General features: G+C 71.2%; 18 protein-coding genes. 13 read left to right on the top strand and 5 right to left on the bottom strand.

Annotated elements, in window-relative coordinates; translation table 11 throughout:
- Positions 1-82: 82 nt before the first annotated feature.
- Positions 83-1,480: a DUF6421 family protein gene (locus ABC271_RS03020; RefSeq protein ID WP_412923439.1), complete on the top strand. Its 1,398-nt coding sequence runs from the start codon at positions 83-85 to the stop codon at positions 1,478-1,480.
- A gap of 206 nt (positions 1,481-1,686) precedes the next feature.
- Positions 1,687-2,370: an SDR family NAD(P)-dependent oxidoreductase gene (locus ABC271_RS03015; protein ID WP_412923438.1), complete on the top strand. Its 684-nt coding sequence runs from the start codon at positions 1,687-1,689 to the stop codon at positions 2,368-2,370.
- A gap of 32 nt (positions 2,371-2,402) precedes the next feature.
- Here the strand turns inward: ABC271_RS03015 and ABC271_RS03010 are convergent, their stop codons facing one another.
- On the bottom strand, positions 2,403-3,908 hold the full coding sequence (locus tag ABC271_RS03010; protein ID WP_412923436.1) for an MFS transporter: 1,506 nt from the start codon (positions 3,906-3,908) through the stop codon (positions 2,403-2,405).
- A 79-nt stretch (positions 3,909-3,987) separates the two neighbouring features.
- On the opposite strand from ABC271_RS03010, the gene ABC271_RS03005 reads away from it, so the two are divergent.
- The gene (locus ABC271_RS03005; protein WP_412923435.1) at positions 3,988-5,055 is read left to right on the top strand and encodes a threonine aldolase family protein; all 1,068 of its coding nucleotides are present in this window, start codon (positions 3,988-3,990) and stop codon (positions 5,053-5,055) included.
- Between the two features lie 60 nt (positions 5,056-5,115).
- Here ABC271_RS03005 and ABC271_RS03000 read toward each other — a convergent pair whose 3' ends face one another.
- From ABC271_RS03000 to ABC271_RS02990, 3 genes are all read right to left on the bottom strand, one after another.
- Complete coding sequence (locus tag ABC271_RS03000; RefSeq protein ID WP_412923434.1) at positions 5,116-7,038, bottom strand: M3 family metallopeptidase; 1,923 nt, start codon at positions 7,036-7,038, stop codon at positions 5,116-5,118.
- 98 nt (positions 7,039-7,136) lie between these two features.
- Entirely contained in the window at positions 7,137-7,970 is an 834-nt protein-coding gene (locus ABC271_RS02995; protein ID WP_412923433.1) for an AlbA family DNA-binding domain-containing protein, read from the bottom strand.
- Between the two features lie 22 nt (positions 7,971-7,992).
- On the bottom strand, positions 7,993-8,616 hold the full coding sequence (locus ABC271_RS02990; RefSeq protein WP_412923432.1) for an NUDIX hydrolase family protein: 624 nt from the start codon (positions 8,614-8,616) through the stop codon (positions 7,993-7,995).
- Positions 8,617-8,748: 132 nt separating this feature from the next.
- Between ABC271_RS02990 and ABC271_RS02985 the strand changes: the two genes are divergently transcribed.
- The 5 genes from ABC271_RS02985 to ABC271_RS02965 all read left to right on the top strand — a co-directional run bounded on the left by ABC271_RS02985 (position 8,749) and on the right by ABC271_RS02965 (position 17,438).
- Positions 8,749-9,417 carry an alpha/beta hydrolase gene (locus ABC271_RS02985; protein ID WP_412923431.1) on the top strand — a complete coding sequence of 223 codons (669 nt, stop codon included), beginning with the start codon at positions 8,749-8,751 and terminating at the stop codon, positions 9,415-9,417.
- A gap of 189 nt (positions 9,418-9,606) precedes the next feature.
- Positions 9,607-11,202 (top strand): ATP-binding cassette domain-containing protein, encoded by a 1,596-nt coding sequence (locus ABC271_RS02980; RefSeq protein WP_412923430.1) that lies wholly within the window; start codon positions 9,607-9,609, stop codon positions 11,200-11,202.
- A gap of 94 nt (positions 11,203-11,296) precedes the next feature.
- Positions 11,297-15,964, top strand: coding sequence for an ATP-dependent helicase (locus tag ABC271_RS02975; protein WP_412923429.1), 4,668 nt, complete (start codon positions 11,297-11,299; stop codon positions 15,962-15,964).
- A gap of 80 nt (positions 15,965-16,044) precedes the next feature.
- Positions 16,045-16,821 (top strand): DNA-formamidopyrimidine glycosylase family protein, encoded by a 777-nt coding sequence (locus tag ABC271_RS02970; protein ID WP_412923428.1) that lies wholly within the window; start codon positions 16,045-16,047, stop codon positions 16,819-16,821.
- 209 nt (positions 16,822-17,030) lie between these two features.
- On the top strand, positions 17,031-17,438 hold the full coding sequence (locus ABC271_RS02965) for a transferase (protein WP_412923427.1): 408 nt from the start codon (positions 17,031-17,033) through the stop codon (positions 17,436-17,438).
- Between the two features lie 191 nt (positions 17,439-17,629).
- On the opposite strand, the gene ABC271_RS02960 is transcribed toward ABC271_RS02965, so the two are convergent.
- Complete coding sequence (locus ABC271_RS02960; protein WP_412923426.1) at positions 17,630-18,019, bottom strand: DUF1304 domain-containing protein; 390 nt, start codon at positions 18,017-18,019, stop codon at positions 17,630-17,632.
- Positions 18,020-18,168: 149 nt separating this feature from the next.
- On the opposite strand from ABC271_RS02960, the gene ABC271_RS02955 reads away from it, so the two are divergent.
- The 5 genes from ABC271_RS02955 (at position 18,169) to ABC271_RS02935 (ending at position 22,907) form a co-directional block, all read left to right on the top strand.
- Positions 18,169-18,783, top strand: coding sequence for a LysR substrate-binding domain-containing protein (locus tag ABC271_RS02955; RefSeq protein ID WP_412923425.1), 615 nt, complete (start codon positions 18,169-18,171; stop codon positions 18,781-18,783).
- Positions 18,784-18,938: 155 nt separating this feature from the next.
- Positions 18,939-20,078, top strand: coding sequence for an ABC transporter substrate-binding protein (locus tag ABC271_RS02950; RefSeq protein ID WP_412923424.1), 1,140 nt, complete (start codon positions 18,939-18,941; stop codon positions 20,076-20,078).
- Positions 20,075-20,992, top strand: coding sequence for an ABC transporter permease (locus ABC271_RS02945; protein WP_412923423.1), 918 nt, complete (start codon positions 20,075-20,077; stop codon positions 20,990-20,992). The genes ABC271_RS02950 and ABC271_RS02945 overlap by 4 nt, the downstream gene beginning before the upstream one ends.
- Entirely contained in the window at positions 20,989-21,792 is an 804-nt protein-coding gene (locus ABC271_RS02940) for an ABC transporter permease (RefSeq protein WP_412923422.1), read from the top strand. Before ABC271_RS02945 ends, ABC271_RS02940 begins: the two co-directional genes overlap by 4 nt.
- Complete coding sequence (locus tag ABC271_RS02935) at positions 21,789-22,907, top strand: ABC transporter ATP-binding protein (protein WP_412923421.1); 1,119 nt, start codon at positions 21,789-21,791, stop codon at positions 22,905-22,907. Before ABC271_RS02940 ends, ABC271_RS02935 begins: the two co-directional genes overlap by 4 nt.
- Positions 22,908-22,920 lie beyond the last annotated feature (13 nt).

The raw sequence follows: 22,920 nt of genomic DNA, 5'->3' as shown, positions 1-22,920 counted from the left end.
CACCCCTCTCGGCATCCGTAATTTTTACGTTAGTATCGGTGTTTGACAGGAATTTTTTTGCTCCCCTCGATCGGAGGCCACGATGACCCTCGCAACTCCCGCGCACGACCTGCTCGATGGACACACCGTGACCACTGTGGAGCACACGCCGGCGTGGGCTCTGCTGAAGGATGCCGCCGTCGAAATGCAGTCGCTGCAGGCCCCCGACGGCTCGATCCCGGAGTCGTCGGACCACCCGCGTGCCGCCGAACTCGTCGCCGACATCGTCGACGCGATCGCGGCCCTCACGCCCCTCTTCCCCCACGACGATGCCTACCTGCGCGCCGTCGTGGCCGACTTCGACCGGTGGAAGGACGCCGGCTTCGGCGTGCCCGACTTCCTCGACTCGCTCGTCGCCTTCCAGCCGCAGGAGCACCGGGTCGATGGCATCCGGCACCTGGTCGTCTTCCCGATGTATACGCAGAACGGCTCGCGCGACCGGCACGTGGAAGCGGTGCTCGTCGAGGTCATCTGGCCCGAGTTCATCGCACGGCTCGAGACCGAGTACACCAACGGCTTGTTCGTCTCGCTGCGCCTCGTCGACTTCACTCCGGGGTACGACACCAACTCGGCGGTGCTCTTCCCCGAGACGGTCGCGATGCGCGAGGTGCCGACCTTCACGTGGGGCGCGATCTTCCAGGACCGCGAGGCCGCCCGCTACCGGCGCGTGACCCGGGCGGCGGCGGAGATCACCAAGCTCGACCTGCCGGACGCTGCCGCCCGGATGCTCGATGACCAGTCGCTCACCGAGCAGACGTTCGTGATGTGGGACATCATCCACGACCGCACGCACATGCGCGGCGACCTGCCGTTCGACCCGTTCATGATCAAGCAGCGGATGCCGTTCTTCCTGTACTCGCTCGAGGAGCTGCGGTGCGACCTCACCGCGTTCCGCGAGTGCGTCTCGCTGCAGGCCCGCCTGTCCGCCCGCGACGATCTCGACGACGCGGAGAAGGCGATGCTCGAACACGCCGAGCTCGTGCAGTACGCCGTCATCTTCGACCGCATCTTCCGCTTCGCCATCACCGGCTCGCGGGTGCGCAACTACGACGGTCTCGGCGGGCAGCTGCTGTTCGCGTGGCTGCACCAGCGGCGCGTGCTGCACTGGACCGACACGTCGCTCGCGTTCGACTGGGACGAGGTACCCGCCGCCGTGGTCGCCCTCGCCGACGCGATCGACGAGCTGTACTGGCGCTCGATCGACCGCCCCAAGACGGCGCACTGGCTCGCCGCTTACGACCTCGTCCGGTCGGTCGTCACCCCGCACCCGGCCTCGGTGTGGGCACGGGGGCTGTCGGACGACGTCCTGGCCGGTCTCCCCAAGGGGTACACCGACGCCGTGCTCGACGACGAGTTCCCCCTGTCGATGTTCTTCGAGGCGCTGGAGAAGAAGATGCGCCCCGTGATCGCCTCGACCGAGGGCATCACCGGCCGCGACTGAGTCCCGCGGCCCGCGCCGCGGGCTCCGGTCCTGGTTCGGGCGGCGGTTCGGCCCGCGCCGCGTCACGCCGTCGTGCGGAGATCGTGTCCGACACGCCGTGGGGGTGGCATCAGAGCCGGAGTGTCCGACACGATGTCCGCACGACGGTACGCCGCGATGCGCGGGCGGCAGCGGCCACCGGCGCCCGACGACGGAGGAGACACGGCATGGAAACCGACACCGCGGTGAACGGCCGGACGGTGCTGCTGGCCGGGGGCACGAGCGCGGCCGGGCGGAGCATCGCCCGCATCCTGCGAGACGCGGGTGCGACGGTCATCGTCGTCGGCTCCGACGTGGGGCGGCTGGCATCCGTCGCCGAAGAGCTCGACGGGGTCGTGACGGAACAGTGCGATCTCACCGACCCGGATGCCGTCACCGCGCTGCGCGACCGGATCCACGCCGCGCACGGACCCGTCGACGGCATCCTGCACCTCGTCGGAGGGTGGCGCGGCGGCGGAGGACTCGCCGGACAGAGCGATGACGACTTCACCTTCCTGCTGCGCTCGTTCACGGCGCTGCGGAACATCACTCGCGCGTTCGACGCCGACCTGCAGGCGTCGGATGCCGGCCGCCTGGCGATCGTGTCGTCCACCGCGGTCGCGCGGCCCCTCGCCGGCGGAGCCAACTACGCGGCGGCGAAAGCAGCTGCCGAGGCGTGGACGCGCGCCGTCGCCCAAGGGTTCGCCAAGGCGGCGCGGGACGCCGGGCGCGAACCATCGGCGGCGGCGGTGATCTTCCGCGTGAAGAGCCTGGCCGGGCTCGAGGACGCGCTCGGCCTCGCTTTCCTCGGGCTGTGGGAAGACCCCGCCGCCGACATCAACGACGTGACCATCGAGCTGGCCGGGGCCTGACACGGGCTCCTCGGCCGCCCGATCGATTCCTCTCAGCCGCCCGGCTGTGACCGGCTCCCGCCGTCGCCGAGCGCGGAGGCCTCGGTTTCCGGGATGCCACCCGCCCGCGCCGCGAGCGAGGAGTTCTCGTCGGCCGGTCGGGGAACGTCGGACGGCTCGGACGCGTCGGACGCCGACTCGTCCGGCGCCGCCTGGTACTGGGCGGACAGGACGCGATACGACCGGGTCAGGAACGCGGCGACCCCGACGACGACCATCACGAGTCCGGCGAACACGAACACCAGCGCGATGCCCCGCCCGATTCCGTCGCCCAGCAGCCACCCCCACGTGGCGCGCCCGTCGGGCCCGTCCATGTACGGGATGATCGCGAACTGCGCGATCGGGGCGATGAGGAACGCGGTGATCGGCGCCGCCGCCGATTCGAATGCGGCGGCGAAACCGAAGACGCGCCCCTGCGTCTCGAACGGCACGACCTTCTGGATCACCGTCTGTTCCGCGGCTTCGACCGCGGGGATGAGCGCCATGTAGACCCAGATGCCCAGGACGTACAGCCACCACCAGTCCCGAAGGGTGAAGACGGCGCCGAGCACACCCATCCCGATCACGACGAGCAGCATCGTCCGGATGGGATTGCGGCCGAGTCCGAACTTCGCCACCAGACCGCCGCCGATGATGAAGCCGGTCGCGGTGACCCCGAGCACGAGGCCCCAGACCTCGACCGTGAAGAGCTGGAGTCCGTAGGGGTCCATGAGCGCGAGGTACACGCCGCCGATGAGGTTGTTGAACGTCGAGAAGATGAGCAGCGCGAACAGCCCTCGCGAGGCGCGGACGGCACGCACCGCCCCGCGCACGTCGACCGCGGGCACCCGCTCGCCCGTCGACTGCGGACGCGCCTCGGGGATCCGGATGGTCAGCAGGTGCACCAGAGCCCCGAGGGTCAGGACGATCGCGATCGCCAGCGTCCATCCCATGCCGAGCTGACCGACCGACAGCCCGCTGAAGACGCTCGTCACGACGAAGGACAGGCCCTGCACCGTCCCGACCAGCCCGTTGGCGTTGGCGCGGCGCTCCTCGGGCACGAGCAGCGTCACCGTGGTCGACAGCGCGATGTTGCGCATGTTCTCGATGACGGCACCGCCGAGCACCACCCCGGAGAAGATCCAGAACCACGGCCCACCGAGATCGAGCAGCGCACGCTCGGGGAAGGCGAGCCACAGGGCGCCCGCGATGAGGAAGGCGACGAGCGTGACGACGCCCGACACCACCATGACGCGGTGCTTCCGGTGCCGGTCGACGATCGTGCCGAAGAGCATCGCGAACACGGCCAGCAGCAGCATGTAGGCGCCGCCGATGATCCCCGTCGCGAGGACCGACCGCGTTTCGAGGTACACCCAGAACGTCAGGGCGAACCACAGGAAGCTCGTCGTGACATTGGCGGCCGCGGTGTTGACGAGGACCCCGAGGAAGACCCGCCGACCGGCCGCGGGCTCGACGAGGGGCGTCGCCGCGGTCGCGGGGATGGGAGGCTTCTCGGACATGGAGCCGACGTTAGTCACCCCCTCCGACATCGGCCAGACCCCCGGCGTCCGCGGCATCGGCGATGACTACGCTGGAGGGGTGACCCCCCTGCATGACACCGCCGTCCGCGGCTTCGCGTCCGACAACTACTCCGGCATCCATCCCGACGTCCTGGCGGCCATCGCCTCGGCGAACGAGGGCCACCAGGTGGCCTACGGGGAGGACGTCTACACGTCCCGCCTGCAGGAGCTGTTCGTCGATCTTCTCGGCGAGGGAGTCGAGGCGTACCCCGTCTTCAACGGCACGGGCGCGAACGTCGTCGGCCTCCAGTCGATGCTGCCCCGCTGGGGCGCGGTCATCTCGGCGTCCACCGCACACATCAACGTCGACGAGGGCGGTGCCCCCGAGCGCGTCGGCGGCATCAAGCTCCTCACCGTCCCGACCGACGACGGCAAGCTCACGCCCGAACTGGTCGATCGCGAGGCATGGGGGTGGGGCGACGAGCACCGCGCGCAGCCGCTGGTCGTCTCGATCACCCAGTCGACCGAGCTCGGCACCCTGTACTCCGTCGACGAGATCCGCGCCCTCGCGGATCACGCGCACGCGCACGGCATGCGTCTGCACATGGACGGCGCCCGCATCTCGAACGCCGCCGCCGCCCTCGACGTGCCGCTGCGGGCCTTCACGCGCGATGCCGGCGTCGATGTCCTCAGCTTCGGCGGCACCAAGAACGGCGCGATGATCGGCGAGGCCATCGTCGTCCTCGACCCGGCGGCATCCACCGGACTCACCTACCTCCGAAAGCTCGACATGCAGCTGTCGAGCAAGATGCGCTTCGTCTCGGCCCAACTCGTCGCCCTGCTCGAGAACGACCTGTGGCTTCGCAACGCCCGGCACTCGAACGCGATGGCTCAGCGGCTCCGTGCCGGGGTGGAGGCGGGCATCGCCGACGGTTCCATCCGCGGGGTGGAGTTCACCCAGCCGACGCAGGCCAACGGCGTCTTCGCGATCCTGCCCGCGGGCGTCGCCGATCGACTGCGCGAGAGCTTCCGGTTCTACGACTGGGACGAGCTGCGCCGCGAAGTGCGCTGGATGTGCTCGTTCGACACGACCGAGTCCGACATCGACGCCTTCGTCGCGGCGATCGCGCGCGAGACCACGCGCTAGACCCGGACGGACCACGAGGGCCGCGGCATCCCGAACCCGGATGCCACGGCCCTCGGCGTCTCACTCGCCGGCGAGCCAGGCGCGATAGGCGTCGAACGTCGTCTCGCGTCCGAGGAACGCCTCGACGAGGTCACGTGCATCGCGCGTGCCCCCCGGCTCGAGGATCTCTCGGCGGTACCGCGCCGCGGTGTCGGCGTCGAAGAGGTCGTCGCCGAACGCCGACAGCAGGTCGCGGGCGATCACGAGGCTCCACTGGTACGTGTAGTAGCAGGCCCCGTAACCGGTGAGGTGGCCGAACCCCGCGTACGAGTGCGCACCGTCGAGGGGGACGACGGGGCTCGCGCCCCGGTAGTACCCGTCGACCGCCGTCGCCAGATCGGTGGGGCGGTCGACGTGCAGACGATACGACGTCGTCGCGTGTCCGAGCTGGCGCGTGACCTCCAGCCCGCGTCCGAACGCGTCGGCGGTGCGCATGCGCTCGACGAGATCGGCGGGGATCGGTTCGCCGGCGTCGTTCACGGCGAAGGATGCCAGCGCCTCGGCGTCCCACGCCCACTCCTCGAGCAGCTGGCTCGGCGCCTCGACGAAGTCCCACTCGGTGGCGACGCCGGTCCAGCGCGCCCACCGCTGGTGGCCGCCGAGGATGTCGTGCACGAGGTGCCCGAACTCATGGAAGAACGTGACGACCTCGTCGTGCTCGAGCAGGCCGCGCGAGAAGTTGCACAGCAACACCGACTCGGGCAGCGAGCGACCCACGATGCCGGGCGCGAGACCGAAGCACGCGGCGTGACTGTACTTGCCGTCGCGCGGGTGCAGGTCGAGGTGGATGCGCCCGAGACGCTCGCCACCGCGGACGACGTCGTACGTGCGCACGTCCTCGTGCCACGAGGGCGCGTCGATCGCGACGTATTCCACGTCGAGCAGTCGCCCGGTCGTCGCGAGCACCCCGTCGAGCACGCGGTCGAATCGGAAGTACGACCGCACGAGCTGCGCGTCGACGTCGTACTCCTCGCGTTTGAGGGCACCGAGGACGTACCAGAAGTCGGCGATCGTCACGGCCCGGGCGTCGGGCTCGTCGCGGCGCAGGCGCTCGAGGACGCGCTCATACTCCGCCGCGGCCGCGGGCGCGGCGGCATCGGCGATGCGCGTGAGGAAGGCCGCGACCGCGGCGCTCGACCCGATCATGCGCGTCTCGGTCTCGTAATCGGCCCAGTCTCCGTAGCCGAGCAGGGCGGCGCGTTCCGCGCGCACGGCGAGCAGTTCCGCCAGCACGGGCTCGTTGTCGGGCCAGGCCAGGTCGTTGTACGCCGCCACCAGGTCGTGCCGGACGGAGCGGTCGCGCGCGTACTCGCGCACCGGCATGAGGTCGGTGTATTCGGTCGTCAGCGTCACCATCCCCTCGTCGTCGGCGGGGTGCTCGGCGAGGAAGTCGGCGGGGAGTCCGTCCAGCGCGGACGAGGGCACGCGGATCGTGCGACGGCCCTCACGGATGTTCCGTGAGAACGTCAACGACAGCTCGGTGTCACGGTCGGCGAGTTCGCGGACGCGCTCTCGCGCCGCGTCGTCGAGGTCGACCCCGCCGCGACGGAAGTCACGCTGCACGTGCGAGAGGAAACGCAGTTCGTCGGGCTCGAGGCCCGCCGCGTCGGCATCGGCGAACACGCTCCACAGATCACGGTCGAGCAGTCGGCGCGACTGCACGGCATCGACGGCCTGCGCCTGCTTCTCCGCGGCGTCGCGTACGGCGGCGTCGGGATGCGATTCGCTGATCAGGTGCGAGGGCGCCGCGGCCTCGGCGAGCGCGATGTCGGCCTCGTTCCAGAGCGCGAGGCGTTCGCGCATCGACAGCTCGGGCTCGGCGACGAGTCGGGCGTCGATCGCTGCGACGCGCGCGAACCGCTCGGCGGGGCGGTCGCCGGCGAAGGCGAGCCACGCGTCGAGATCGTGCGGCAGGACAAGGGGCTCGAGGGGAGAATCCGGCATCCTTCGACCCTAGGCAGGGCCGACGACACCCACAACGACCCGCGGGCCGAAAGGGGAGGAACGTCGCGCCGCCGGCCGCTGTGCAGGAGGGGCCGACCTCAGGAGCCCGGCCGCCCGAGGACGACCGTCTTCACAGAAGGCTGCCAGTGACGCGCCACGTACTCGACGGCCTCATCCACGCCGAGGGCGCGGCTGGAGTTGCCGACCCGCACCCACAGATCGGTGACGGAGCCGCCGTCCTTGGGCTGCGTCAGGAACACCGGCCGCGGAGCCGGGCGGCACACCACGACGCACACGGCGGGGCCGCCCTCATCCGCCGTCGCGAAGACGATGCGCGGCTGGGCGGCGGCGTTGCGTCCGATCGCCTTCGAGAGCATGTCGCGCAGCCACAGCTCGAACCGGTCGTGGTCGGGGGTGCGCAGCGTCGCCAGATCGCGATCGAGACCGATCGCCGTGCCGGCATCGTCGGCACCGATCACGAGAGTTCCCCCGCGGGAGTTGAGGAAGGCGGCGATCGACTTGGCGATCGCGATCTCCATGCGCGGGTCTTTGCGGTTCTCCCGGACGTTCCAGCGCGCGGTCTCCTTGAACTCGACGCGGTCGGACTCCCCCGCGCGCAGCAGCGCGGGGACGTCGATGTCGCCGCCGTCGCGCCGAGCCGCGGCGACCACGGCGGCCACGATCGCCGAGAGCCCGAGGCTCGCTCCGACCGAGAACAGGATCGTCGTCGGCACCCACAAGCGCGCCGCCCCGCCGACCCACGCCGACAGCAGAAGCCCGACACTCACCCCGAGCACGCCGATGACCGTCATGGTCGGCATGCTCAGCGACCGCGCGGGTCCGAACACGCGCCGCAGAAGCAGCGCGATGACCGCGGCGAGCGCGAGAACGACGGGCAGCGCGATCGCGAGATCGACGAGGGAGGTGTCCATCGGCATCCGGGGCCGTGACGGATCAGCGCAGGGCGCCCACCGAAGCCAGCCCCAGCCGGATGAGCGTGCCGCGTCCGCCCTCCATCTCGGCGGAGAGGGCTTCGGATGCCGCTTCCTCGGGCGAGAGCCAGGTGACCTCGAGCGCGTCCTGCCGGGGTTCGCACGTTCCCGTCACCGGCACCACGAACGCCAGCGAGACGGCGTGCTGCCGGTCGTCGTGGAACGCGCTCACGCCGGGGATCGGGAAGTACTCGGCGACCGTGAAGGGCGCCGGCTGCGGAGGCAGCAGGGGGAAGGCCATGGGTCCGAGATCGTTCTCGACGTGGCGGAACAGGGCGTCGCGCACCGTTTCGCCATAACGCACGCGACCGGAGACGAGCGTCCGGGTCATCTCACCGAGGGGGGTCGCCCGCAGCAGGATGCCGACCTGCGTGACCGCCCCCATGCCGTCGGTGCGCACGGGCAGGGCCTCCACGTACAGCATCGGAAGCCGCCGACGCGCCTCGGCGAGCTCGACCTCACTGAGCCACGCGGGGTTCGTGTTGGGGCCGGGGCCGCCGGTGGGCGCACCCGAGAAGGGCGTCGAGAGCGAGTCGCGCTCGTCGCCGTTGTCGCCGGGCTCGGGATCGGGTGTGCGGACGGGCATGCTCCCTGTATATCAACCGTCCGCACCGATGCCTATGTCGGGGGAGGGATGCCGTGCTTCCGCGAGCTGGGGAGAAGGGGCGGGATGCCACGGGACGACGGCCGTGTCGGGGGCGTTTGCCACAATGGCCGCATGAGCGAGCGTCCGATCCTCGACCCGTCCGTCGTCCGCTGGTCGGTGCCGCCGACCGAGATCGGCGATCGACCCGTGCTGCTCCTGCTGCACGGCTACGCGGCCGACGAGCACGATCTGTTCGGTCTCGTGCCGTACCTCCCCGGCGACTTCGCGATCGCGAGCGTCCGCGCACCCCTGACCCCGCCGTGGCCGACGCCGGGCGCCTCGTGGTACCCGATCGAGGGTCTGAACGGCCGCGATCCCGGGGCCATCACCGTCGCGGCGGAATCCCTGCTCGCATGGATCGCCGACGTCTTCGGAGACCGGCCGGTCGGCCTCCTCGGCTTCTCGCAGGGCGGCGCGGTCGCGGTGCAGACGTTGCGGGTCGCGCCAGACGCCGTGGAGTTCGCGGTCGTCCTCGCCGGCTACGCGGCGGGCGGCGAGCTCCCCGGCGACACCGTGTTGGCCGAGCGCCGGCCACCGGTGTTCTGGGGCCGCGGGTCGCGCGACGACGTCATCCCGCCTCACCTCGTCGACATGACGGCGCAGTGGCTGCCCGCGCACAGCGAGCTGACCGGCCGGGTGTATCCGGGGCTGACCCACTCGGTGTCCGAGGAAGAGCTGGCCGATGTGCGCGCGTTCCTCGAGGGGCGGCTGGCCGCGCGGTCCGGAACAGCCGAAGGTTGAGAAACCGGAGGCCGAGCGACTATCGTAGGCAGCCCTGTCCCCGAGAACGAGGTCTCCTCCGGTGAAGAACGTCGACGCTTCCGCGCCCCTGTCCGCGCGCTGACCCGTCGACCCGCCGTTTTCTCGGCCGCCCTCCGCTGATGCGGACGGGTCCGGTGTCCGCGCATCCCGCGTTCCCGGAGTCTCGTCATGTCATCACCGTCCCCCTCCCTCGTCTTCGATCGCGTCCGCCTCGTGTGGCCGGACGGAACCGTCGCCCTCGATGACGTCTCCGGCGCGCTCGGCCGCGGGCGTACCGGCCTGGTCGGCCGCAACGGCGCCGGCAAGTCCACCCTCCTGCGTGTCGCCGCCGGGCGTCTCACCCCCTCGTCCGGAACAGTCTCGGCATCCGGTGACGTCGCGATGCTGCCCCAACGTCTCGCGGCCGATCCGCGTCGCCCGGTCTCCTCGCTCCTCGGCGTCGACACGGCGCTCACCGCCCTCCGCGCGATCGAGTCGGGCGATGTGGCTCCGCACCATTTCGACGCCGTCGGCGACGACTGGGACGTCGAGACACGCGCGCACTCCCTTCTCGCCGAGGCCGGCTTGGCCCCCGATGCGCTGAATCGAACCGTCGGCGAGCTCTCCGGCGGCGAGACGATGCTGACGGCGCTCGTGGGACTGCGCGCCCGCGCGGCCGACATCACACTGCTCGATGAGCCGACCAACGACCTCGACCGCGAGGCGCGCGCACGGGTGGGCGAACTCGTGCAGGGGTGGCCCGGCACGCTCGTCGTGGTGAGTCACGACGTGGGTCTCCTCGAGCGCATGGATGCCACCGCCGAGCTGTACGGCCACGCCCTCAGCGTCGTCGGTGGTCCGTACAGCGTCTGGAGAGCGCACCGCGACGCCGAGCAGGAAGCCGCCGTGCGCGCCGAGCGCGACGCCGCGCAAAGCCTGCGGCGCGAGCGCCGGCAACGCATCGAGTCCCACGACAAGCTCGCCACCCGCGCCCGCGTCGCGCACAAAGCGCAGGTCGAGAAGCGGGTTCCCAAGATCATCGCGGGCAACCGGGCGAACGCGGCGCAGGTGAGCGCGGGTCGATGGAGCACCGAGATGAAGGGGAAGGAGGATGCCGCGCGCGCGGCGCTGGACGCGGCGGCGGCGCGCGTCCGCGACGACGATGTGGTGCGCATCGATCTGCCCGATCCGGGCAACGCACCCGGTCGGCGCATCTTCGCCCTGGGCGACGACGAACGCGAATGGATCGTCACCGGCCGCGAGCGGGTCGCCCTGGTGGGGCGGAACGGTGCGGGGAAGACGACCCTGCTCGAGAGCGTCGTTCACGGTGCGCAGGCGGCGGGGGTGCTGCACGCCCGAGCGAGCGTGGAGCACGTCGGCTATCTCCCCCAGCGTCTCGACGGCCTCGACGACACGGCATCCGTCCTCGACACCGTCTGCGCGGCGGCGCCGAACGTTCCCCTCCCCGCGGTCCGCGATCGGCTCGCCCGTTTCCTCGTACGAGGAGACGCGGTCAGCCGTCCCGTCGGCTCGCTATCCGGCGGCGAGCGCTTCCGTGTCGCGCTCGCCCGAGTGCTGCTCGCCGATCCCCCGCCCCCGCTCCTCGTGCTCGACGAGCCGACGAACAACCTCGATCTGGACACGGTCGATCAGCTGGTGTCGGCGCTCCAGGCCTATCGCGGGGCGGTGCTCGTGGTCAGTCACGACGACGCGTTCCTCGCGCGCCTCGGACTCGACCTTCGGCTGGAGCTAAGCGACGGGCGGCTCACGGAGTGCGCCCCGTGAGGTCAGCCGGCGCCGCCTCGCGACGGGGCGCCGTTCCGCGGCGGGCGAACGTCAACCCCGGCCCGATGTCGGAGGTCCGGGAGAGGATGTCGGCATGGCCGACGTACTCGACAGATTCGGTCCTGCGACGCAGGACTGGTTCCGCGGTGCGTTCTCGGCGCCCACGACGGCCCAGAAGGGGGCGTGGGAGTCCGTGGCATCCGGTCGCAATGCGCTCGTGGTGGCGCCGACCGGCTCGGGCAAGACGCTCTCAGCCTTCCTCTTCGCGATCGACCGGGTGTTCCGCGAGAAGTCTCCCGACACCCTGGATGCCACTCCTCCGCGTCGCGGCCGGGCGACAGCGAAGGCAGCGGCGAACACCACCCGCACACGCATCCTCTACATCTCACCGCTCAAGGCACTCGGCGTCGACGTCGAGCGGAACCTGCGCTCCCCGCTCGTCGGGATCGGGCAGTCCGCCCGGCGGCTCGGCATCGACGTGCCCTCGGTCACGGTGGGCGTGCGCTCGGGCGACACGACCTCGAGCGACCGCCGCAAGCTCGTCACCGACCCGCCCGACATCCTCATCACGACGCCCGAGTCGCTGTACCTGATGCTGACGAGCCAGGCAGCCGAGACCCTGCGCGGGGTGCACACCGTCATCATCGACGAGGTCCACGCGGTCGCGGCGACCAAGCGCGGTGCGCACCTCGCCGTGAGCCTCGAGCGCCTCGACTCCCTGCTCGACGCCCCCGCGCAGCGCATCGGTCTCTCCGCGACGGTGCGGCCGATCGACGAGGTCGCGCGCTTCCTCGGCGGGGCGCGGCCGGTCGACATCGTGGCCCCGAAGGCGACCAAGGCGTTCGATCTGTCGGTCGTCGTCCCGGTCGACGACATGCTCAACCCCCCGCCCCCGCCCGGGTCGCCGGCCCCCGACGACCCCACCGACGGCGAATGGTTCTCCGAGCGGCCCGAGAGCACCGAGATGTCAGGGTCGGTCTGGCCGCACGTCGAAGAAGCCATCGTCGATCGCATCCTGGAGCGACGCTCGACGATCGTCTTCGCCAACTCGCGCCGCCTCGCCGAGAGGCTGACCGGGCGCCTGAACGAGATCTACGCCGAACGGCAGGGCATCGACGTGCCCGAGCCGACGGTTCCGGCATCCATGATGGCGCAGGCCGGTTCTTCCGCCGGCGTCGCCGCCATCCTCGCCAAGGCGCACCACGGCTCCGTCTCGAAAGAGCAGCGCGCGCAGGTCGAAGACGAACTGAAGTCGGGCACGCTGCGCTGCGTCGTCGCGACGAGCAGTCTCGAGCTCGGCATCGACATGGGGTCGGTCGACCTCGTGATCCAGGTCGAGGCACCGCCCAGCGCGGCATCCGGTCTTCAGCGCGTCGGCCGAGCCGGCCACCAGGTCGGCGAGGTGAGCCGCGCGGCGCTCTTCCCGAAGCACCGGAGCGACGTGCTGCACACGGCCGTCGTCACCGAGCGGATGCTGTCGGGCAAGATCGAGGCCATCACCGTGCCGCAGAACCCGCTCGACATCCTGGCGCAGCAGACGGTCGCGGCCTCGGCCCTCGGGTCGATCGACGTCGAGGAGTGGTTCGAGACGGTCAAGCGCAGCGCCCCGTTCCGATCCCTCCCCCGCTCGGCATACGAGGCGACGCTCGACCTGCTCGCCGGGCGGTACCCGTCCGACGAGTTCGCGGAGCTCCGCCCGCGCCTGGTCTGGGACCGCGATGCGGGCACGCTCACCGGGCGCCCAGGGGCGCAGCGCGTCGCGGTCACCAGCGGCGGAACGATCCCCGATCGCGGCCTGTTCGGTGTCTTTGTCGCCGGCGAATCACAGAACGCCCGGGTCGGCGAGCTCGACGAAGAGATGGTCTACGAGTCGCGGGTGAACGACGTGTTCACGTTGGGCACCACGAGCTGGCGCATCGTGGAGATCACCCACGACCGGGTCAACGTCCTGCCCGCGTTCGGGCAGCCGGGCAAGCTCCCGTTCTGGCACGGCGACGGCCTCGGGCGACCCGCCGAACTCGGCGAAGCGCTCGGCAAGTTCTCGCGCGACATCGCCGGAGCCGACCGCGCCAAGGCCGAAGAGCGCCTGCGCGAGTCGGGGCTCGACGACAACGCCGTCACCAACCTCCTCGCCTATCTCGCCGAACAGCGCGAGGCGACCGGCAGCCTTCCCACTGACCGCACGCTGACGGTCGAACGCAGTCGCGACGAGGTCGGGGACTGGCGCATCATCCTGCACTCGCCGTACGGCATGCAGGTGCATGCGCCATGGGCATTGGCGGTGAACGCGCGGATCCGCGAACGTCTGGGCGTCGAAGGCGCCGCCGTCGCCAGCGACGACGGCATCATCGCGCGAGTTCCGGATGCCGCGGCCGAACCGCCCGGAGCCGACCTCTTCGTCTTCGAGCCCGACGAGCTCGAGCAGATCGTCACCGACGAGGTCGGCGGGTCCGCCCTGTTCGCCTCGCGCTTCCGAGAGTGCGCCGCCCGGGCGCTCCTCCTCCCCCGGCTGAACCCCAACCGCCGGTCGCCGCTGTGGCAGCAGCGCCAGCGTTCCGCCCAGCTGCTCGAGGTGGCACGTCGGCATCCGTCGTTCCCGATCATCCTCGAGACGCTCCGCGAGGTGCTGCAGGACGTCTACGACCTGCCCGCTCTGCTGCGCGTGGCCCGGCAGATCGGCGAACGCCGCATTCGCCTGGTCGAGACCACCACCAGCCAGCCCTCACCGTACGCTCGCGATCTGCTGTTCGGCTACGTCGGCGCCTTCATGTACGAGGGCGACTCGCCGCTCGCCGAGCGCCGCGCCGCCGCCCTGTCGGTCGACCCGGCCCTGCTGAGCGAGCTGCTCGGCAAAGTCGAGATGCGCGAGCTCCTCGACCCCGACGTGATCGCGCAGTTCGAGCGCGAGGCGCAGCGTCTCGACCCCGAGCGCCGTGCGCGCGGCGTCGAGGGCGTGGCCGACCTGCTGCGCCTGCTCGGGCCGCTCGACGCGGCCGAGGTCGCGGCCCGTCTCGAAGGCGGGTCGCTCACTGACGCCGGAGAGCACCTCGCGGCGCTCGTCGACGAGCGGCGGGCGATCCCGGTGACGATCGCCGGCGTCTCCCGCGTCGCGGGGATCGAAGACGCCGGACGCCTGCGCGACGCCCTCGGCGCGGCCCTGCCGGTCGGCATCCCGAACGCGTTCCTCGAACCGCTGGCCGACCCGCTCGGCGATCTCGTCGCGCGCTACGCCCGCACGCACGGACCCTTCACCACCGACGCGGTGGCCGAGCGTTACGGGGTCGGAGTCGCGGTCGCACGCCTCACGCTGCAGCGCCTGGAGTCGCAGGGGCGTCTGTCGAGCGGGTTCTTCCTCCCCGAGGCGGCGGGCGGGCGCGCCGACGACACCGAGTGGTGCGACACCGAGGTCCTGCGCCGGCTGCGCATGCGCTCGCTCGCCGCGATCCGCGGCAGCGTCGAGCCCGTGCCGCCGGCCGCATACGCCCGGTTCCTGCCGGTGTGGCAGCACCTCACCCGGCCCCTGGAGGGCGTCGACGGCGTGCTGGCCGTGGTCGAGCAGCTCGCCGGGGTCCCGATCCCGGCGAGTGCGTGGGAGTCGCTCGTGCTGCCCTCGCGGGTCGCCGACTACACCCCCGCGCTCCTCGACGAGCTGACCGCGACGGGCGAGGTCGTCTGGTCGGGGCACGGCACACTGCCCGGGCGCGACGGATGGATCGCCCTTCACCCCGCCGAGGCTGCCCCGTTCACGCTGCAAGATCCGGACGACCCGGAAGATCCCGCGCCCGACTCGCTCGAGGCCCGCTTGCTCGCGGCGCTCTCCGGCGGCGGCGCCTACTTCGCGGCGCAGCTGAAGCAGCTCGTCGGTGCCGAGAACGAGCAGTCCGTCAACGACGCACTGTGGGCTCTCACCTGGGCGGGACGTGTCACGAACGACACGTTCGCGCCGGTCCGCTCGCTGCTCGGGGGTGGCGGCCAGGCCCATCGCGTCGCCCGGCGTGCTCCCCGCGCGCGGATGTACCGCGGCGCGACCCTGCCGCGGCCCACCTCGGCCCCGCGGCCCCCGTCGCTGGGCGGTCGCTGGTCGCTCCTGCCGGAACGCGAACCGGATGCCGCGGCCCGCGCGACCGCGACGGCGAGCCTGCTCCTCGACCGGTACGGCGTCGTCACGCGCGGTGCCGTGCAGTCGGAGGGCGTGCCGGGCGGCTTCGCACAGGTGTATCGCATCCTCGCCGGATTCGAGGAGGCGGGGCACTGCCGCCGCGGCTACGTGATCGAGAAGCTCGGTGCCGCGCAGTTCGCGGCGTCGGCCACGGTGGACCGGCTCCGCGAGTTCGCGGCGGTCGCCGACCCGCCGCCGCTGCGCACCGTCACGCTCGCGGCGACCGATCCGGCGAACCCCTACGGCGCCGCCCTCGGCTGGCCCGCGATCGACGGGGTGAGTCACCGACCGGGCCGGAAGGCCGGTGGTCTCGTCGTGCTCGTCGACGGCGAACTCACGCTGTACCTCGAACGCGGCGGACGCAGCGCGCTCGCCTTCACCGACGACGAGGCCTCCTTGCAGGCGGCTGCGCGCGACCTGGCCGACACCTCACGGCGCCGGCGGCTCGACACCCTCACTGTGGAACAGGTCAACGGCGAGTTCGTCTACGGCACCGCGGTGGGCCGCGCGCTTCGCGAGGCCGGTTTCGTCGAGTCGCCGCGCGGGCTCACCCTGCGCCGTCTCACCGCCGGCGACACCCTGCGCGAGGCCGCCCGTGCCTGAGGCCCCCACTCACGCCACGGCACCCGCGGCCCACCGCTCCGCGAACGCGAACGCGATCGCGATCGCGAACGAGGCCGCCCGTGCCTGAGGGCGACACCGTCCATCGGGCCGCCGCGAAGCTGTCCGCCGCCCTCGCCGGCCGGACCGTCACGAGGTTCGACATCCGCGTTCCGGGCAGCGCGACGGCAGACCTGCGCGGAGAGACGGTGCACGAGGTCGTCGCGCGGGGAAAGCATCTGCTCGAACGCATCGGCGGATACACCCTCCACTCGCACCTGAAGATGGAGGGCCGGTGGGACGTCTACCGTTCCGGCGAGCGCTGGCGGCGGCCCGCGTTCAAGGCTCGAGCGATCGTCGGGGTCACCGGCGCCGACACCGTCGGTTTCGATCTCGCCATGGTCGAGGTGCTGCCGACGGCCGACGAGGAGCGGGTCGTCGGACACCTGGGCCCCGACCTGCTGGGCCCCGACTGGAACGAGGCCGAGGCCGTGCGCCGGGTCTCCGCCGACACCCGCGCTGCCCACGTCGCGCTGCTCGACCAGCGCAACGTCGCGGGATTCGGCAACGTCTACGCGAACGAACTGCTCTTCGTGCGCGGCATCGCCCCGACCACTCCGGCGAACGAGATCGACGTGGCGGCGACGATCGCGCTCGGCCATCGGATGATCCACGCAAACCTCCCCCGCGCCGAACGCACCTTCACCGGAGACAACCGACCGGGCCGCCGGATGTGGGTATACGGACGCGAAGGAGCGCCCTGTCGTCGGTGCGGCACACCCATCCGCGCGACGACGCTCGGGGCCTCGGCCACGAGCGAGCGCAACGTCTACTGGTGCCCGACGTGTCAGCCGGAATGAAAGTGTTCCCGACCCCGCTGTCAACCCGCCGTCGCCGTGCGCTCAAGCGTGCGACAACGGTCTGAGACAAACCGGCGCAGCGGAAAATACCGTGGTCCGGCGGGAATCCGCCGGGGCGTCCGCGCCGAACAACCATGCACGGGAATGCGACAGAGCCCGCATCGGTTGTCACACAAGTCGGCCAACCCGAAGGCCGATCGGAGGGGATCGTGGGAAAGAACTACATCGACATCGAGAACGACCACGGCGAAACGCTGCGTTACCGCAAGCACGTCAACGGTCGTGGACTCGTCGCGCACGGCGCGAAGGTCCACCCATCGGCACTGGTGGAGAACGGCGCGTACGTCGAACCCGGAGTGCAGATCGCGGCCGGTGTCCGTGTGGGCCGCGGGGCCTGGATCGAGACGGATGCCGTGATCGGGCCGGAGGCACGCATCGAACCGCACGCGCACATCTGCGCGGGCGCGGTGATCGGCGCCGGCGCGCACATCGGTGTTCGCACCCAGGTCGGGTCGAACGCCCGCGTGGCGGTCGGCTCGCTCATCGGCGACGACGAGATCATCAACGACGGCGAAGCCGTCGCGACCGATCAACGAGGCCTTCGCCTGGCCGCCTGAGGCACACGCTTCGAGGCATCCATCACCCGCACGTCTCTTCGGAGCGTGCGGGTTTCGTCGTGTCGGGACCGGGAAGTCCTTCGACGTCGAAGAAATCGGCGCTGACTTTCTCTCGATATCGAGGCATTCTCGCGTCGAGAATTCCTCGACGTCGAGGAAAGCGACGAGAGATATTGCTCGACTTCGAGCAATCAGGCGAGCAGCGTCAGCACGAACCCGATGAGCGGCAGCGTCCCCTGGACCGCCGCCGGGCGCAGGTACTTTCGACCCGAAGTGATGAGGACGAGAGCCGCCGCGACCATCGAGCCGAGCGCGAAGAGCAGAAGCGTGCGGCCCGCGACGTCCCCCACACCATTGACCGCCCAGAGCACCACGCCGATCGCCGCGCCGATCGCGAGGAACAGGTTGTAGAACCCCTGGTTGTAGGCCATCGGCTTGGTCGTGTCGGCTGCCTCCTGGGACGCGAGGCCGAAGATGCGCCACACGTTCGGGTGCGACCACCGCACGCTCTCGAGAACGAAGATGTAGACGTGCAGGAGGGCGGCGAGCCCCGCGAAGACCAGCGCCAGAATGCCGAGCATGTCCCCCACGTTAGCCTGGGGGCATGGCGAAGAGCGGAGGCGGATCGCGGAGTTCCCGCGGCGGCGTCCGGCGTCCCCGGCCCGGGGCGACCGCTCGTGGCACCGCGCCCGCCCGCGGCGCACGAAAACCCGCCCCGAAACCGGCGGCGGTGCCCGCACCCGCTCCCGAAGAGCCCCGCACCTTCGCGCTGGGCGCGGTCCCGGGAGCGACGCCCGGGAAATGGATCGGCCTGTGGCGGGACCGGATGCCGCACGTGCCCCTGGACCTGCGGGTGATCGACGTGATCGGCCAGCGCGCCGCCCTCGACGACCTGGACGCCGCACTCGTGCGTCTCCCCGTCGACGGCGCCGACGACCTGCACGTCATTCCCCTCTACGACGAACTGCCGGTGGTCGTCATGTCGACCGAGTCGGCGCTGACCGCGGCCGAGGAGGAGATCGCGATCGATGACCTCGCTGGCGAGGTCGTGATCGTTCCGGCGGACGACGTGCTCGGCATCCAGATCCCGGATGCCACCACCCCGGCGTTCGCGCCCCCGACCGACACCGCCGAGGCGATCGCGACCGTCGCCGCCGGTGTCGGCGTCGTGATCGTGCCCATGTCCCTCGCGCGCGCGCACCAGCGCCGCGACGTGGAGTACCGGGTCCTCGCCGACGGACCGGTGTCCACGGTCGCGCTCGCGTGGCGCCGTGATGCGACGACGGAGGACGTGGAGACGTTCGTCGGCATCGTGCGCGGCCGCACGGATCGATCGTCGCGCTGACGGCGCCTTCGCCCGCCGTGCGCGATCCGTTCCGCCGCCGGACGACCTGAGTTCACCCGGCCCGCTCCGAGAGGTCACGACGGCCCCATAGTTTCGCTCCATCTCCCGTCGGCTCTTCCCCCGCCGGCTCACCCGAGAGATTCGAGAGGAAACTCATGTCATTCCCGAGCATTCGCGCGGGCCGGTCCCTTGCCGGCGTCGCCCTCGTCACCGTCGCCGCCCTGTCCCTGGCCGGCTGCGCCGGTGCCAGCAACGACTCTGCCGCGGAGGGCGGTACGGACGCCGCGACGGCGACCAGCCTCGCCGACTTCGGCACCCTGGCCGACCTCGAAGCCGCCGCGAAGGCGGAGGGGCAGCTCAACGTCATCGCGCTCCCCCGCACGTGGGCGAACTACGGCGAGATCCTCGACCTCTTCGCCCAGCGCTACCCCGAGATCACGATCAACGAGCAGTCGCCCGACGTCTCCAGCGCCGAGGAGATCCAGGCGGCGACCGCCAACGAGGGACTGGACACCGCTCCGGACGTGTTCGACCTCGGTCTCGCCGTCGCCCTGCAGAACACCGACAAGTTCGCCGCGTACAAGGTGGAGACCTTCGACGAGATCCCCGACGCGCTCAAGGAGCCGTCGGGCCTGTTCGTCGGCGACTACGGCGGCTACATGTCGATCGGCTACGACTCGGCACGCTTCCCCGCCCCGACCCAGCTGAGCGACCTGCTGGAGCCGACCTACAAGGGCGCCGTCGCGATCAACGGCGACCCCACGCAGGCGGGCTCCGCCTTCGCCGCTGTGGGCCTGGCCACCGTGCAGAACGACGGCACCCTCGACGACTTCACGCCCGGCATCGACTTCTTCGGTGAGCTGAACAAGGCCGGCAACTTCCTCAAGGTCGACCCGACGGATGCCACCATCGCCAGCGGCGAGACCCCCGTCGTCTTCGACTGGGACTACCTCAACGCCGCGCAGGCGAAGGCCGTCCCCACGTGGAAGACGGTCGTCCTCCCCGGCACCGGCTACGCCGGCTACTACAACCAGGCGATCAACAAGGACGCCCCGAACCCGGCCGCGGCGCGCCTGTGGCAGGAGTTCCTCTACAGCGACGAGGTGCAGAACCTGTGGCTCAAGGGCGGCGCACGTCCGGCGCGCATGGAGGCCATGACCTCCGCCGGCACGATCGACGCCGACCTCGCGGCGGCCCTGCCCGAGGTTCCGACCGACACGGTCGTCCCCACCGAGGAGCAGTCCACGGCCGCCGGTGAGACGCTCGGACAGAAGTGGGCGACGGCGGTCCAGTGACCGTCCTCGACCAGGTCGTCGCCCCCGCGGTACCGGAGCCGTCCGCTCCGGCACCGCGGGGCGCGGCGCGCCGCGGGTGGGCCTGGCTCGGGCTCGTCCCGTTCGCGGCGTACATCCTCCTCTTCCTCGCCCTGCCTACGGTGCTGGCGGTGGCCTCGGGCTTCGTCGACGGCACGGGCGCTCTCACGCTCGACAACCTCGCCGCCCTCGGCGACCCCCTCGTGCTCACGACCTTCGCGAACTCCGCGTGGCTGTCGCTGGTCACCGCCGCCGTCGGCGCGGTGGTCGGGGCGCTGGTGTGCTGGGCGATGCTGGGGCTCTCCGAGACCGGGGCGGTGCGGACCACCGTGGACGCGGCATCCGGAGTCCTCGCCCAGTTCGGCGGCGTCATGCTCGCCTTCGTCCTCATCGCCGCGATCGGCGCGCAGGGCGTGGTCACCGTGTTCGTTCGCCAAGTCACCGGGTTCTCGTTCTACGAGAACGGCGTCTGGCTCTACGACCTGCCCGGAGTGGCGCTGGCCTACCTCATCTTCCAGGTGCCGCTCATGATCATCACGTTCATGCCCGCCCTCGCCGCGCTCAAGCCGCAATGGATGGAAGCGCACCTGACCCTGGGCGGAACCCGCGCGGGATTCTGGCGCCATGTCGGGATGCCGGTGCTCGCCCCCTCGTTCCTCGCGAGCCTGCTGCTGCTCTTCGCGAACGCGTTCTCGTCGTACGCGACCGCCGCCGCCCTCGCGAGCCAGGGATCGCAGATCGTTCCCCTGCAGATCCGCACGGCCCTGACCAGCGAGACGGTGCTGGGACGCGAGAACCTCGCGGGCGCCCTCGCCCTCGGCATGATCGTGGTCGTCGCACTCGCGATGGCGCTGTACACGCTGGTGCAACGACGCGCATCGAGGTGGCAGGCATGAATCCGCTCGCTCCCCCGCGCGCGGCGCGCTGGATCATCGGACTGATCGTCGCCCTCGTCTTCGCCGTGCCGTTCGCCGCCACGGTGCTGTTCACCCTCACGCCCCTGCCGGGCGGGTCGGGCCTGTCGTTCGATCGCTGGGCGGGCATCTTCGACCCCGCCAACGCCGCGAAGTACCGCCCGATCTGGACGGGCCTGGGCAACTCGCTCATCCTCGCCGGTGTCACGGTCGCTCTCGTCATCCTGCTGTTCACGCCCACGATGGTGCTCGTGGCGCTCGCCTTCCCGCGCCTGCGGCGGGTGTTCGAGTTCGTGGCCCTGCTGCCGATCTCGCTCCCGGCCATCGTCCTCGTGGTCGGACTCACGCCGATCTACCTGCAGATCGGGCGCAGCCTCGGAACGGGGGCGTGGACGCTCGCCTTCGCCTACGGCATCCTCGTGCTGCCGTTCGCGTACCGCTCGATCCAGGCCTCGATCGACGCGATCGACGTGACGACACTGGCCGAGGCCGGGCGCACCCTCGGTGCCGGGTGGGGCGCCGTGCTGCTGCGCGTGATCGTGCCCAACCTGCGACAGGGCCTGCTCGCGGCCGCCCTCATCTCGGTCGCGGTCGTGTTGGGCGAGTTCACGATCGCCTCGCTCCTGAACCGCCAGACCCTGCAGACCGCGCTGTTGGTGGTCAACAAGCAGGACGGCTACGTCGCCGCCATCTTCACCCTGCTCGCACTGGCGTTCGCGTTCGTGCTGCTCCTCGTCATCGGCCGCGTCGGACGCATCGGCGCCGGAAGGAAGACCCCATGACCTCCGCCATCCCCCTGCGGGCGCTTCCCGAGACCGGGACGAACTCCCTGCTGGCCTCGACACGCGAGAGCGCCGGCGTGCAGCTGCGCGGCGTCGTGAAGGATTACGGCACCACCCGCGTCCTGCACGGCGTCGACCTGGACGTCGCGCCCGGAGAGTTCGTATCGCTGCTCGGGCCGTCGGGATGCGGAAAGACGACGGCGCTCCGGGTGCTGGCCGGCCTCGAACACGCGAGCGGCGGCGAGGTGCGCATCGGTGGCCGTGACGTGTCCGGCGTGCCGACGAACAAGCGCGACATCGGCATGGTGTTCCAGTCGTACTCGCTGTTCCCGCACCTGCGGGTGCTCGAGAACACCGCCTTCGGGCTGCGCCGTCGCGGCGTGGGGTCGACCGAAGCACGCCGACGCGCGGGCGATGCCCTGGACCTCGTCGGGCTCGGCCACCTCGCCGACCGCTATGCGCACCAGCTCTCCGGCGGCCAGCAGCAGCGCGTGGCTCTCGCCCGGGCCATCGTGACCGAGCCCCGCGTGCTCCTCCTCGACGAGCCCTTGTCGGCCCTGGATGCCAAGGTCCGCGTGCAGCTGCGCGATGAGATTCGCCGCATCCAGCTCCGCCTGGGCATGACGACCGTCTTCGTCACGCACGACCAGGAGGAGGCGCTCGCGGTGTCGGACCGCGTCGCCGTCATGGGCGCCGGCCGGATCCTGCAGGTCGGCAGCCCCGAAGACCTGTATCTGCGCCCGGCGTCGGCCGAAGTGGCCGCGTTCGTTGGCACCTCCAGCCTCGTCCCCGGCGTGGTGTCGGGTGACACCGTGGAGGTGTGGGGACGGCACCTGCCGTTGCTGTCGCCCGCGGCCGACGGGCCGAGCGACGTGTTCGTACGCCCCGAGAACGTGCGCATCGTCGGTGCGGACGACGAGGGGGTGGACGCGGTCGTCGAGACCAGCACCTTCCTCGGCAGCGTGCGCCGCTCGATGCTGCGGGTGAGCGACGGCACCGTCGTCCACGTCCAGCACGCCGCGGAGACGCGCCTCACCCCCGGAATGCCCCTGCGCGTGCGCGTCGACGACGTGCCCGTGCTCGCGCGCGTCGCCGCGGAGTCCCCCGCTCCCTGACCGGACCGCGGGC

Source organism: Microbacterium canaveralium, from assembly GCF_047238045.1.
Classification (GTDB): domain Bacteria; phylum Actinomycetota; class Actinomycetes; order Actinomycetales; family Microbacteriaceae; genus Microbacterium.
Note: the sequence above shows the minus strand (reverse complement) of the source record. Positions and strands in the feature narration are given on the sequence as shown.

Coding starts and splice junctions, on each gene's coding strand:
- ABC271_RS02995 (WP_412923433.1), bottom strand. CDS start 7,970: ATGGACACCTCCCTCGTCGATCTCGCGATCGCGCTGCCCGTCGTTCTC.
- ABC271_RS03010 (WP_412923436.1), bottom strand. CDS start 3,908: ATGTCCGAGAAGCCTCCCATCCCCGCGACCGCGGCGACGCCCCTCGTC.
- ABC271_RS02940 (WP_412923422.1), top strand. CDS start 20,989: ATGAATCCGCTCGCTCCCCCGCGCGCGGCGCGCTGGATCATCGGACTG.
- ABC271_RS02985 (WP_412923431.1), top strand. CDS start 8,749: ATGAGCGAGCGTCCGATCCTCGACCCGTCCGTCGTCCGCTGGTCGGTG.
- ABC271_RS02950 (WP_412923424.1), top strand. CDS start 18,939: ATGTCATTCCCGAGCATTCGCGCGGGCCGGTCCCTTGCCGGCGTCGCC.
- ABC271_RS02980 (WP_412923430.1), top strand. CDS start 9,607: ATGTCATCACCGTCCCCCTCCCTCGTCTTCGATCGCGTCCGCCTCGTG.
- ABC271_RS03015 (WP_412923438.1), top strand. CDS start 1,687: ATGGAAACCGACACCGCGGTGAACGGCCGGACGGTGCTGCTGGCCGGG.
- ABC271_RS03000 (WP_412923434.1), bottom strand. CDS start 7,038: ATGCCGGATTCTCCCCTCGAGCCCCTTGTCCTGCCGCACGATCTCGAC.
- ABC271_RS03020 (WP_412923439.1), top strand. CDS start 83: ATGACCCTCGCAACTCCCGCGCACGACCTGCTCGATGGACACACCGTG.
- ABC271_RS02975 (WP_412923429.1), top strand. CDS start 11,297: ATGGCCGACGTACTCGACAGATTCGGTCCTGCGACGCAGGACTGGTTC.
- ABC271_RS02960 (WP_412923426.1), bottom strand. CDS start 18,019: ATGCTCGGCATTCTGGCGCTGGTCTTCGCGGGGCTCGCCGCCCTCCTG.
- ABC271_RS02935 (WP_412923421.1), top strand. CDS start 21,789: ATGACCTCCGCCATCCCCCTGCGGGCGCTTCCCGAGACCGGGACGAAC.
- ABC271_RS02990 (WP_412923432.1), bottom strand. CDS start 8,616: ATGCCCGTCCGCACACCCGATCCCGAGCCCGGCGACAACGGCGACGAG.